This window comes from Mesorhizobium argentiipisi (SeqCode), assembly GCF_037179585.1.
GTDB lineage: Bacteria > Pseudomonadota > Alphaproteobacteria > Rhizobiales > Rhizobiaceae > Mesorhizobium > Mesorhizobium argentiipisi.
This window is the reverse complement of record NZ_JAPYKO010000002.1, coordinates 216471-228793: the sequence shown is the minus strand read 5'-3', so window position 1 is coordinate 228793 and position 12323 is coordinate 216471. Positions and strand designations below refer to the sequence as shown.

Annotated in this window: 10 protein-coding genes, 1 pseudogene and 1 riboswitch; all 11 genes and pseudogenes read left to right on the top strand. The window is 62.7% G+C overall.

The genetic code is table 11. The features are described 5' to 3' along the window. Positions 1–16 precede the first annotated feature (16 nt). The 11 genes and pseudogenes from O7A05_RS04025 (at position 17) to thiS (ending at position 12321) form a co-directional block, all read left to right on the top strand. Positions 17–280, top strand: a complete 264-nt coding sequence (locus O7A05_RS04025) for a hypothetical protein (RefSeq protein ID WP_027167119.1) — start codon at positions 17–19, stop codon at positions 278–280. A 261-nt stretch (positions 281–541) separates the two neighbouring features. Next, the gene (locus tag O7A05_RS04020) at positions 542–1975 is read left to right on the top strand and encodes a UbiA family prenyltransferase (protein ID WP_337091661.1); all 1434 of its coding nucleotides are present in this window, start codon (positions 542–544) and stop codon (positions 1973–1975) included. Beyond that, positions 1975–3327: an FAD-binding oxidoreductase gene (locus tag O7A05_RS04015; RefSeq protein ID WP_337091660.1), complete on the top strand. Its 1353-nt coding sequence runs from the start codon at positions 1975–1977 to the stop codon at positions 3325–3327. The genes O7A05_RS04020 and O7A05_RS04015 overlap by 1 nt, the downstream gene beginning before the upstream one ends. Before the next feature lie 118 nt (positions 3328–3445). Next, positions 3446–3895, top strand: coding sequence for an EamA family transporter (locus O7A05_RS04010; protein ID WP_337091659.1), 450 nt, complete (start codon positions 3446–3448; stop codon positions 3893–3895). Then, positions 3892–4899, top strand: a complete 1008-nt coding sequence (locus tag O7A05_RS04005; RefSeq protein WP_337091657.1) for an NAD-dependent epimerase/dehydratase family protein — start codon at positions 3892–3894, stop codon at positions 4897–4899. Before O7A05_RS04010 ends, O7A05_RS04005 begins: the two co-directional genes overlap by 4 nt. Before the next feature lie 23 nt (positions 4900–4922). Then, a complete protein-coding gene (locus tag O7A05_RS04000; RefSeq protein WP_415926952.1) occupies positions 4923–6398 on the top strand; it encodes an aspartate aminotransferase family protein in 1476 nt (491 codons plus the stop codon). A gap of 12 nt (positions 6399–6410) precedes the next feature. Continuing rightward, complete coding sequence (locus O7A05_RS03995) at positions 6411–7643, top strand: hypothetical protein (protein ID WP_337091656.1); 1233 nt, start codon at positions 6411–6413, stop codon at positions 7641–7643. Beyond that, positions 7640–8397, top strand: a pseudogene (locus O7A05_RS03990) (FkbM family methyltransferase). Before O7A05_RS03995 ends, O7A05_RS03990 begins: the two are co-directional and overlap by 4 nt. Before the next feature lie 685 nt (positions 8398–9082). Then, a riboswitch (TPP riboswitch) is annotated at positions 9083–9198 on the top strand. A 104-nt stretch (positions 9199–9302) separates the two neighbouring features. Then, positions 9303–11147, top strand: a complete 1845-nt coding sequence (gene thiC / locus O7A05_RS03985) for a phosphomethylpyrimidine synthase ThiC (protein WP_337091655.1) — start codon at positions 9303–9305, stop codon at positions 11145–11147. A gap of 3 nt (positions 11148–11150) precedes the next feature. Then, entirely contained in the window at positions 11151–12155 is a 1005-nt protein-coding gene (gene thiO / locus O7A05_RS03980) for a glycine oxidase ThiO (protein WP_337091654.1), read from the top strand. After that, the gene (gene thiS, locus O7A05_RS03975) at positions 12124–12321 is read left to right on the top strand and encodes a sulfur carrier protein ThiS (protein WP_224511038.1); all 198 of its coding nucleotides are present in this window, start codon (positions 12124–12126) and stop codon (positions 12319–12321) included. Before thiO ends, thiS begins: the two co-directional genes overlap by 32 nt. The last annotated feature ends 2 nt before the right edge of the window (positions 12322–12323 follow it).

Below are 12323 nucleotides of genomic sequence, written 5' to 3'. Positions count from 1 at the left end.
AAACACCGAAATTTCAATGTGGAAGTCTGTCGTTGCCGCCATTGCTTTGCTGGCCCTGGGCGGTTCGGCTTTCGCCGCCAGCGCGATCAACAGGGACGCTCAGACGCGGACCTTGGTCGTGACCGAAGGCGGCGCCAAGAGCGAGCTGACGCTTGCCGCCGGCGAGACGGTGGAATTCTGCTCGAACGGCTGCTTCGTCACCCTGCCCAATGGGGACCTCGAAGCCCTGACCGGCTCGGAAACAGTCGAAATCTCGGGCGGCGCGGCCCGCATCAAGTAACTCTCGCCACAGAGTGGCGCCGCAAGATTGGCAAGGCCGGACCGATGTCCGGCCTTTTATCGTTTCCGGTAGCCGTCGCTTAACGATGACGCCGAAAAACCGGCATGACAATGCACTGCAACCGGACGTTTTAACGTTCGCTGCGTCATCTCCGGCTATATCTGCCCCCCAGGACGCCGGCACACGGCGTGGGTTGAGTTGGCGCGTGGTTCCCTTCCGAGATCGGAGTTAAGGGATCCTGCGCTCGATCGGGGCAGGGCAATGGACGCGAGGTCGGACAGGAACGCAATTCCGCTTGCGGTCGATCTCGACGGTACGCTGATCGCAACGGACCTTCTGTGGGAAGGCCTGTTCATCCTCCTCAAGAAGAACCCGCTCTATGTCTTTCTCCTGCCGTTTTGGCTGACCGGCGGCCCGGCCCGGCTGAAGCAGGAAATCGCCAGCCGCGTCGACATTGACCCGGCCTCGCTGCCCTATCGTCGGGATCTGCTCGATCGGCTGTGCGCCGAGCACCGGGAGGGCCGCAAGATCGTGCTGGCGACGGGAACGCCGCGTAAGTTCGCGCAGGCGATCGCGGCGCATCTCGGCATTTTCGATCATGTGCTGGCGACGGATGGTCCGCACAACAGGACCTCCGGCAGGAAATGCGCTGCACTTGTTGCCGCCTATGGCGATGCAGGCTTCGACTATGCCGGCAACAGCCGCCACGACCTCAAAGTGTTCGATGCAGCGCGCAACGCGCTCGTGGTGGCGCCCGACCGCAGCGCCCGGCGCTGGCAGGCGGCGCATCAAGCAGATGCCATACCCGCGCCGAAGCCGACGCTAAAGATCTACGTCAAGATGCTGCGCATCCATCAATGGCTGAAGAACGCGCTGATCGCCGTGCCGATGGTGCTGTCGCACGAATATTTCAATCCGAATATGATCTGGGAATGCCTGCTGGCGTTCATTTCCTTCAGCGCCGTGGCCTCTGCCATCTATATCCTCAACGACTTCTTCGACCTGGCGCTCGACCGCAAGCATCCGACAAAGCGCAACCGGCCTTTCGCAAGCGGCGCGTTGTCGATCCCATTCGGTCTCGGCGCGATCGTCGCGCTGCTTGCGGTCGGCATCGCCGCCGGCTTGTTCCTGCCGATCGAATTTCTTGGCGTGCTTGCCGGCTATCTGGTCGTCACCACAGCCTATTCTCTGTCGTTCAAGCGCATGCTTCTGATCGATGTGCTGACGCTTGCGGGCCTCTACACGATCCGCGTGCTTGCGGGCGCAGCCGCCACCGGCGTTGACGTCTCCTTCTGGCTGCTTGCCTTCTCGATCTTTTTCTTCCTGTCGCTGGCGCTGGTGAAGCGCTTCGTCGAGTTGCGCACCACGGCTATCCCGCCCGGCGAGCGCATTGCCGGCCGCGGCTATCGCACCGAGGACCAGGAAATCGTCGCCCAGGCCGGCATGGCGTCGGCTTTCTCCTCGGCGCTGGTCCTGGCGCTCTATATGGACAGCCCGGCGGTGCGCGAGCTCTATCCGCATCCGTGGCTGATATGGCCGCTGGCGCCGATCGTGCTTTATCTCACGATGCGCGTCTGGATCCTCGCCCGCCGCGACGAGATGCATGACGACCCGGTCGTCTTCATCATCCGCGACTGGCGCAGCCAGATCGTCGTCGCCATCGGCGCGGTCTTCCTCGTCGCCGGAGGCTGGTGATGACGGACAAGCGCTTCGGCAGCTTCGGACTGGCGACCGCGTCGGCGCGCAAGGCGATTCCGGCGGACGAGGCGATCGCCTTGCTTAAGCGCGGCGAGGCGAAGACCGGATCGCTGCTCGGATACGGCAATGGCCGCTCCTATGGCGACAGTTGCCAGAACGATGCCGGCATGGTGGTCGATATGCGGCCGCTCAACCGCATCCGTTCCTTCAACGCCGAGACCGGCGTGCTCGAGGCCGATGCCGGCACGCTGCTTTGCGATATCATCGCTCATGCCGCGCCCTACGGCTTCTTTCCGGCCGTGGTTCCAGGCACGCAATTCGTGACGCTGGGCGGCGCAATCGCCAATGATGTCCATGGCAAGAACCATCATCGGCGCGGCACCTTCGGCTGCCATGTCGAGGCTTTGACGCTGCTTCGGTCCGACGGCCGGACCTATCGCTGCTCGCAGACCGACAATGTCCGACTGTTCGGGTCGACGATCGGCGGCATGGGGCTGACGGGGCTGATCCTGTCGGCATCGATCAAGCTGATGCGGGTGCCGTCGCTCGATGTCATGGAAAGCGCAACGCGGTTTCGCGATCTCGGCGAATTCTTCGATCTTGCCGAGGCTGCCGACCAGGCCAACGAATATGCCGTCGCCTGGATCGATCAGCTTGCCAGTGGCCACGGGCGCGGTCGCGGGCTGTTGTTCACCGGCAACCATGCCGAACACGGCTCGCACGCGGCGGCGCGCGCCGGCAGCTGGTTTTCCGTGCCGGTGCAGCCACCATTCAATGTCCTCAATCGGCCCTTCCTCACCGTCTTCAACGCGGCCTACCGCTGGAAGAAGGGCAAGTCCCAGGCTCCGCACCCGGCAGGCTATCAGGGCTTCTTCTTTCCGCTGGACGGGGTCCGAGACTGGAACCGGCTCTACGGGCCGCGCGGACTGTTCCAGCACCAAAGCGTGGTGCCGGAGGCGAATGCGCGCCGCATCGTGCCTGTGCTGCTCGACGCCGCACGGCGGGCAGGGCAGGGATCATTCCTGACCGTGCTCAAGCGCTTCGGCGACGTCCGCTCGCCGGCGCTGCTGTCGTTCCCGCGGCCCGGCTACACGCTGACGCTCGATTTCCCCAATCGGGGCGAAGGGACGTTGCGGCTGCTCGCCGAGCTTGATCGTATCGCGGTCGGGGCGGGCGGGGCGGTGAACCCCTACAAGGATGCCCGGATGGGGCCTGAGACATTCGCTGCGTCGTTCCCGCAATGGCAGCGGCTGGAGGCGCTTCGCGATCCGGCTTTCATATCAAGCTTCTGGGCGCGTACCGCCAAGAGATTGGAGATCGGACAAGGGAGCGCTGAAGCCGCTGAATAAAAGTCGAATAAGCCATGCTAAATAAAGCGTTACGCCATGGTTTGCTCAAAACAATATCATGGCTTCACGAAATATTTGTGGGTTTGTAATAGGACCGCCCAAGGGGCGGGTGGCAACAATGAAATACATAATCTTCATTCTCTTCACGGTCATGACCAATGCCGCGGCGCAGCTGATGCTGAAGCAAGGCATGATGTCGATGGGGCCGATCTCCTTCGAAGGCGCCAATCCGTTCGTCAAGCTGTTGCAAATCGTGTTCAGCCCCTGGGTGTTCCTTGGCCTGTGCACCTTCGTCATCTCGATGGCGTCGCATCTTTATGTGCTGTCCAAGGTCGAGCTCAGCTTCGCCTATCCGTTCCTCAGCCTCGCCTATGTCGCCGTGGCGATCTTTGCCTATTTCGTCTTCCGCGAGGACCTCAATGGCTGGCGCATCGCCGGCATCGCCTGCATCTGCGTCGGCACGATCCTGATCGCGCAAAGTGGCCGGGAAATGGACGGGCGGAGGCATGAGGACCAGACCGCATCCATCAATCCCGACAAGATCGGCACAAGCGAGATCGTTCGATGAGACATGTGATTTTCGGCGGCGACGGTTTCGTCGGCCGTCACCTTGCCGCCAAGCTCGTCGCCGATGGCGAGACCGTCGTCGTCGCCGACATCGTCAAGAACGACCTGCCGCATTACCGCTCGGTGCGCTTCATCACCTGCGATGTCACCGATCCGGCCTCGGTCGCTGCGGTGGGGCTCAAGGCCGACGACATGGTCTATAATCTGTCGGCCAAGATGCTGTCGCCGATCCAGGTGCGCGCCAAGCGGCACGATTTCTTCTTCCCGGTGAACTTCCACGGCACCGAGAATATCATCCAGGCGATGGACAAGGCCGGCGCGCAGAGGCTCGTCCACTATACGACCGACATGATCTACGGCCACACGGTTATCCTGCCGATGACCGAAGACCATCCCGTCTCGCCGCTCGGCGAGTACGGGTTGTCGAAGCTCAAGACCGAGGAGCTTGCCGCCGAATGGCGCAAGCGCGGCATGTCGATCTCCCTGTTCAGGCCGCGCCTGATCATCGGCCCCGGTCGCCTCGGCATCCTGGAAAAGCTTTTCAAGCTGATCGACTGGAACCTGCCGGTGCCGATGATCGGTTCGGGCCGGAATCCCTACCAGTTCATCTCTGTGTTCGATTGCGCCGAAGCCGCCCGCGCGGCCTGGAAAGCCGGCGTGCCGAACGAGGCTTACAATCTCGGCTCGCTCAATCCGCCGCCGGTCAAAAAACTGCTCGGCGACCTGATCCGCCATGCCGGCTCGAAGTCGCTCCTGCTGCCGACGCCGGGCTGGGCGGTCAAGCGTACGCTCGATCTGCTCGATCTGTTGAACATGCCGATCATGGATCCGGAGCAGTATCTGATCGCCGACGAAGAGTGCGTGCTCGACGTATCCAAGGCCGAGCGGCAGCTCGGCTGGGTGCCGCAATATCGCGACGAGGACATGCTAATTGCCGCCTACAGTGAATACCGCGCCAAGAAGGACGGCCAGGCCGTCGCCACTAGACATGTGCCTGCGGAATAAGGCGCGAAGGGGAGATTTTTCAGATGACCGTCATGGCCAAGCCGGAACAAACAAGCTCGCGCACGCTGGTCGATGCGCCGGCGCTTTCGCCCGCAGCAATCGCCAAGCCCGACCTGATCAGCGTCGAGCAAGCCAAGGCGATGGACCTCGCCCGCATCACCGACCTGTTCAAGGAGCATCTCAACCCCGGACAGCTGCATTTCATGAAGCTGCTCGGCTTCCACAAGGTCAAGATCGAGCGCGCCGAGGGCATGTTCTATATCGACCAGAACGGCCGCAAGATCCTCGACTTCTTCGGTGGCTTCGGGTCGCTCGCCTTCGGCCACAACCATCCGCGCATCCTGGACGCTCGGAAGAAATTCCAGGAGGAGAAGCGCCAGGAGATCGCCATCGCCTTCATGTCGCAATATGCGGCGGCGCTTGCGCACAACATCGCCAAGTGCTCGCCCGGCGATCTCGACATGGTGTTCCTGGGCTCGTCGGGTTCTGAGGCCATGGAAGCGGCGGTGAAGCTCGTCGAACGCGCCGCCGGCCCGAAGAGGCCGAAAATCGTCTATGCCGAGAATTCCTTCCACGGCAAGACCAAGGGCGTATTGGCGATCACCGACGGCCAGCTCTACCGCGCCGACTTCAAGGTCGCCGACAATGTCGTGCGCGTTCCCTTCGCCGACATCGACGCTGTCGAGCACCTGTTCAAGAGCGATCCGGAGATCGGCGTCATCGTCTTGGAAACCATCCAGGGCGGCGGCGGCATCATCCAGGCAAAGGCCGAGTACTGGCAGAAGCTGCGCGCGCTTTGCGACCAATATGGCGTGCTGTGGGTCGCCGACGAAGTGCAGTGCGGTTATGGCCGATCGGGCCGCTTCTATGCTTTCGAGCATTACGGCGTGGTACCCGACGTGACGGCGCTGGCGAAATCGTTGGGCGCCGGCAAGGCGGCGGTCGGGGCGATGATCGCCAGGCGCGACGTCTATATGAAAGCCTATGGCACGCCGAAGACGGCGATGATCCACGCCATGGCGACCTTCGGCGGCATGGGCGAGGCCTGCGTCACCGCGATCGAGGGCATCAACGTGCTCTATGACGAGGGGCTGATAGACAATGCCGCCTCGACCGGCGAGTACCTTCTGCAGCGGCTGCAGGCGCTCAAGGAAAAATATCCGAAGATCATCAAGGATGTGCGCGGCAAGGGCTTCATGATCGGGCTCGAGTTCCACGATTTCTCGCAGACCTTGCCGATGGTGCTGCGTCCGGTGGTGAGCGTGCTCGACGACAAGCTGAAGGGCTCGCTGTCGGGCTTCGTCGGTTCGCTGCTGCTGCGCGACTACGACGTGCTCGTCGCCTTTACCGAATACAACCGCAACGTCATCCGGCTCGAGCCGCCGCTGATCTGCCAGCCCGAGCATGTCGACCGCTTCGTCGATGCCTTCGACAGCCTTTTGTCGCGCGGCATCGTGTCGATCGTGAAGGATTTCGTGAAAAGCCAGGTCGGTAAATAGGGGCCGCTGAGGATGCTGACCAGGCCGTCCGCGCCGACCAATCCGCTGGAACGCTTGACCGGTGCCGGCCTGGCGTGGGGCGAGGGGGCTTACGCGAAATGGGCAGCATCGATCGGGGCGATCGCCTTCTCGCTCTATATCCTGCTGACCGCCGCGACCGCCTGGTTCATGCCCGACGCCAACTGGGACATGCTGCCCTATCTCGCGATCGCCGAGGAAAGCGCCTATCCGGATCCCCAGGCGCTGCATGACTATGCCTACGGCACGGTGAAGGCCGGCATGTCGGCGGGTGACTACAAGACGCTGACGGACGATGGCGGCGGTTTCCGCAGCCATATGACGGAGAATGCCGCCGACTTCCGTTCGCTGCTCGGCATGTACCGGATCAAGTTCCTCTATGCCGAAATTCTTTCCGGCCTCAGCCATGTCGTCTCGCCGGTCGAGGCGATGCGGCTGGTGCAAGTATTCTCGGTGCTTCTGTTCGGCGCCATCACGCTCGCCTGGCTGCGCGCGGTAGGCGCGCTGGCGCTGGCGCCTGTCGTCGGCGCCTTGCTGATCATGGCCGATTTCGGCGATTCGGCGCGGGCCTCGACGCCGGACCTTCTGTGCTCGGCGCTGTTTCTTGGCGGTGTCTTCGCCTATGTGCGCAAGCGCGAGGCGGCGACGGCGGTCTTGCTCTTCCTCGCATTCATAGCCAGGCCGGACAACATCGTCTTTCTCGCCATCTTCGCCGTACTGCTTATCGCTTTCCGCGAGAGGGCATGGGGCGCGCTGGCAGGCTTCGCGGCCTCCTTTATCGCCTATTTCGCCATCTCGCACTGGGCGCAGCATCCCGGCTGGTGGCCGCATCTTTGGTTCTCCAGCATCGAGCAGCACTACAATATGGACGGGTTCGAGCCGCCGTTTTCGCTGACGGCCTATCTCAAGGCCTTCGCGGCCTCTGTGGTGCGCGCCATCAACGTCAACAGCTGGGTCGGCGTGTCGGTGCTGGCACTGGCCGGCTGGTTCGGCTTGAGCCGCGCCGGTTTTCGGCTCGACCGCCGCGCCGGGATCCTGCTGGCGGCGCTGGTGCTTGGCGTGCTGGCGAAATTCGCCGTCTTCCCGATCCACGACACCCGCATCTATTTCCCCAATCTTCTGCCGCCCTTCCTGCTGCTGGCCGCGCCGCTGATGGCGCTATGGGCGGCGGCAAGCCAGGGCGGCGGCCGTGCCGCGCTGCAGGTCATTCCCGGAGACAAGTCATGAGCTCTGTGTCCAGCTTTGCGCGCGTTCTCCTGTCGCTCAGCCTGCCTGAGGGTCTGCTCGATCGCGGGCCGGCGTTGCACGGCACGAAGTTCCTGGCCAAGGCGGCGCTCCGGGCACGCTTCGGCGGCAACGGCCAGCCGTTCCAGCTGGTCAATGTCGGCGCCTGCGACGGCGCGCTGTTCGACGACGTGACGCCCTGGCTGCACCGGATCCCCGGAGCACGCGCGATGCTGGTCGAGCCGATCCCCTACAATCAGAAGCGGCTTCGCGCCAACTACCCGGATGCCAGCCGCTTCGTCATGGAGCCGGTGGCGGTGACAAGGACCAAGGGCACGATCACGGTCCACACCTTCGATGCCGCGGCGCTTGAAGCCGGCACGTTGCCGATCGAGTTCATCGGCTGCTCGTCGGTCACCGACACCAATCTGATGTCGGGCAAGAACGCCTGGGGCGAGGCCGACGCCAACTTCAACAAATTCGTGCCGCATCTGAAGGACATCGACGTGCCGTCGGAGACCTTGCAGACGCTGCTCGACCGCACGGCATCACCCACATAGACGCGTTCCTGGTCGACTGCGAAGGCGCCGACTGGATGGTGTTCGAGCAGCTCGACCTTGAGCGCTACCGCCCCGGCATGATCAAGATCGAGGTCGGCGCGCTTCCGGCCGCCGAGATCGGCCAGGTCGTGGTCAAGCTCAAGACCGCCGGCTACCAGGTCGGCTTCCAGGCCGAGGATATCTGGGCCTTCGCCTAAGCTGCATCACCAATCAATCGCTGCAGCGGCAACCCAACCCAATTGCCGTCCGGCCAATTCGCACATTCGCGAGGCGCGTCTCCTCAAGAAGCCCTAATCGGCGTCCGACCTCAGTCCCATCGAATTGACTCGAAGCTGACTTTTCCCGGGTGTATCTTTTTCAAGTCGTTCGTAACGGGGTAGAGGCAGGCGGACGTTGGAAGCGGTATGCTTCCGCCCATATATGAGGAGGCAGGCATGTTGTCATGCGGGGTGGCGGATTCCGACGAACTCACAATCCTCACAAAAGCTCTCAACGATTACTGCGCAAAACATCGAATTGTTCGCGAGAATGAGCGCGAAGAGATAGCCATGAAGGTCATGTGGCTTTTCAGGCGGGGCGTAATTGACCCTGACCAGCTTTCGGAAGAACTTGGGCGGGGTAGGCTGGGATAGGCAACCCCGGCCTTACTGGGCGGCCCGGCCAGAAATCCTGTGTCACCTTGATAAGCTGGTCGGGCCGCTCATGTTCCTGCGCATCAAGCGATCCGTTTTGTAAGAGCCGCGCACCGTCGGCTTCTCTGCTTCTTCGCTTCGATAAGCGCAACGATGTCCGCGATCCCCCAAAGCTTGTCAGTCACGCCAGCGTGACCCACTACCCGGGCCGGACGTGCTTGACAAAACGGCGGCGCCTCGCTCAACTTGAGCCATTCACCAGGGGAGTCCCGGCAAGGGGCTGAGATACTGCTGGCTTTGCGGCGCAGTGACCCGTTGAACCTGATCCAGTTCATACTGGCGTAGGGACGGTGCAAGCGCTTTTGCGGGACTTGATGCCCGAAGACCTGTCTCAAGCAGGCAGACAAAGCGTCTTTTCATCCTTCCGGCACAGAACTGGGTCTCCAATGCAACGAGCAAAGGAGCCTCAAATGAATGCCTTGACCCCCACCGTATCGACCGGGCCGTTGCCGGCGTCGCGCAAAATCCAAAAGAACGGCATCATCCATCCGCAGATCAGGGTGCCGATGCGCGAGATCAGCGTGCACCCGACAGCCGGGGAACCGCCGGTGACGGTCTACGATCCGTCAGGCCCCTATACCGACCCCGCGATCGAAACGGATATCGAAAAGGGTCTTGCCCGCCTTCGGCAAGACTGGATCGCCGCGCGCGGCGATGTCGAAGCCTATGACGGCCGCCACGTCAGGCCCGAGGACAACGGATTTGCGACGGGCGAACGGCTGACGCCTGAATTTCCAGTCCGAAATCGTCCGGTGCGGGCAAAAGCCGGCAAGGCGGTGACACAGCTTGCCTATGCGCGCGCCGGCATAATCACGCCGGAGATGGAATTCGTAGCCATCCGCGAGAACCTTGGCCGCGAGATGCTACGAAGCAGGTTGCAACAGGATGGGGAAGCGTTCGGCGCATCGATACCGGACTTCGTCACGCCGGAATTCGTGCGCGACGAGGTGGCGCGCGGCCGCGCGATCATCCCCGCCAACATCAACCATCCCGAGAGCGAGCCGATGATTATCGGCCGCAATTTTCTGGTGAAAATCAACGCCAATATCGGCAATTCCGCCGTCACCTCATCGATGGCCGAAGAGGTCGAAAAGATGGTCTGGGCGATCCGCTGGGGCGCCGATACCGTGATGGACCTGTCGACTGGCCGCAACATCCACAACATCCGAGAATGGATCGTACGCAACGCGCCGGTGCCGATCGGCACCGTGCCGCTCTACCAGGCGCTCGAGAAGGTGGGCGGCATCGCCGAGGATCTGAGTTGGGAGGTCTATCGCGACACGCTGATCGAGCAGGCCGAGCAGGGCGTCGACTATTTCACCATCCACGCCGGCGTGCGGCTGCATTACATCCCGCTGACCGTCGACCGGGTCACCGGCATCGTCTCCCGCGGCGGCTCGATCATGGCCAAATGGTGCTTGCACCGTCATCGCGAGAGCTTCCTCTATGAGCATTTCGATGAGATCTGCGACATCGCCAGAGCCTATGACGTATCCTTCTCGCTCGGCGACGGCCTTCGCCCCGGCTCGATCGCCGATGCCAACGACAAAGCGCAATTCGCCGAGCTGGAGACGCTCGGCGAATTGACCAAAATCGCCTGGGCGAAAGACTGCCAGGTGATGATCGAGGGTCCCGGCCATGTTCCCATGCACAAGATCAAGCAGAACATGGACAAACAGCTTGCCGTCTGCGGCGAGGCGCCGTTCTACACGCTCGGGCCGCTGACCACGGACATCGCACCGGGCTACGACCACATCACCTCCGGCATCGGCGCTGCCATGATCGGCTGGTTCGGAACGGCGATGCTTTGCTACGTCACGCCGAAGGAACATCTCGGCTTGCCGGACCGCAACGACGTCAAGACCGGCGTGATCACCTACAAGATCGCCGCTCATGCCGCAGACCTCGCCAAGGGTCATCCGGCCGCGAAGATCCGCGACGATGCGCTGTCGCGGGCGCGGTTCGAGTTCCGCTGGGAAGACCAGTTCAACCTGTCGCTCGATCCCGAGACGGCGCGCTCGTTCCACGACGAGACTTTGCCCAAGGAGGCGCATAAGGTCGCGCATTTCTGCTCGATGTGCGGACCGAAATTCTGCTCCATGCGCATCTCCCACGACATGCGCGCGGAAGCGCAAAAAGAGGGGATGGCGGCGATGGCGGAGAAATATCGCGCCGGCGGCGATCTCTATATGCCGGTCGAAACGCCCGGAGCGGAAGAACAGGCTTCGGCGCAGGATGATCGGGGCGCGCGCTGAGTCATGCGCCGTGTCCTTGTCAAAGGCGCCGGTGTGGCAGGCCTCACCGTCGCCCATGAATTAGCCGCGCGGGGTGCGTCCGTAACGGTTGCCGAAATTCGCAGCCAGATAGGCGGCAAGGCCTCCTGGCTTGCCGGCGGCATGCTGGCCCCCTGGTGCGAGCGCGAAAGCACCGAAGAGGCGGTTGTCACTCTCGGCAAAACTTCGGCCGAGTGGTGGGAAAGGACACTGCCCGGGCTCGTGACGAAGGCCGGCACTCTCGTCGTCGCCCATGCGCGGGACGCCCTGGAGCTTGCCCGCTTTGCGGCTCGAACGCGTAACCACCAGTCCGTCGACGAAGAGGCGATTGCGGCCCTTGAACCCGACCTTGCCGGCCGGTTCCGCAAGGGCCTGTTCTTTGCGGGCGAAGCTCATCTTGATCCCCGCCGGGTTCTCGAAGCGCTGGCCAGCAAATTGCGCGCAATGGGCGTCGTCTTCCTCTTCGAGGCGGGCGAGATCGCTCCTTCCGGCTTTGATCGGGTGATCGATTGCACAGGCATGGCGCGGGCCGACGACGATTTGCGCGGTGTGCGCGGTGAAATGCTGATCCTCCACACGCGCGAGGTCTCGCTCGCTCGGCCCGTGCGTCTCCTCCATCCACGCCATCCGATCTACATCGTGCCGCGGGCCGATCATCACTTCATGGTCGGCGCGACCATGATCGAAAGCGATCATGACGGGCCGATTACCGCCCGTTCGCTGATGGAGCTCCTCAACGCAGCCTACGCACTTCATCCGGCGTTCGGTGAGGCCGAAACCGTCGAGACAGGGGTGGGCGTTCGCCCTGCCTATCCCGACAATCTGCCACGAGTGAAACGGCAGAAGGACGGCGCGATCACGGTCAACGGCCTCTATCGGCACGGTTTCCTGCTTTCACCGGCCATGGCGGAGCAGGCTGCCGGCCTTTTCAATTCAACGACCAAGCTGGAGTCTGAAAATGAAGCTGATCGTCAACGGCGAAGCGCTTGAGGCCAGGGCGGCAACGCTCGACGCCCTTTTGAAGGAGCTCGACTATGAGGGCAACTGGCTCGCCACCGCGCTCAACGGCGATGTCGTACCCGCGGCCAACCGGGCGGAATTTCGATTGGCCGATGGCGACCGGATCGAAATCCTTTCGCCCATGCAGGGAGGCTAGCC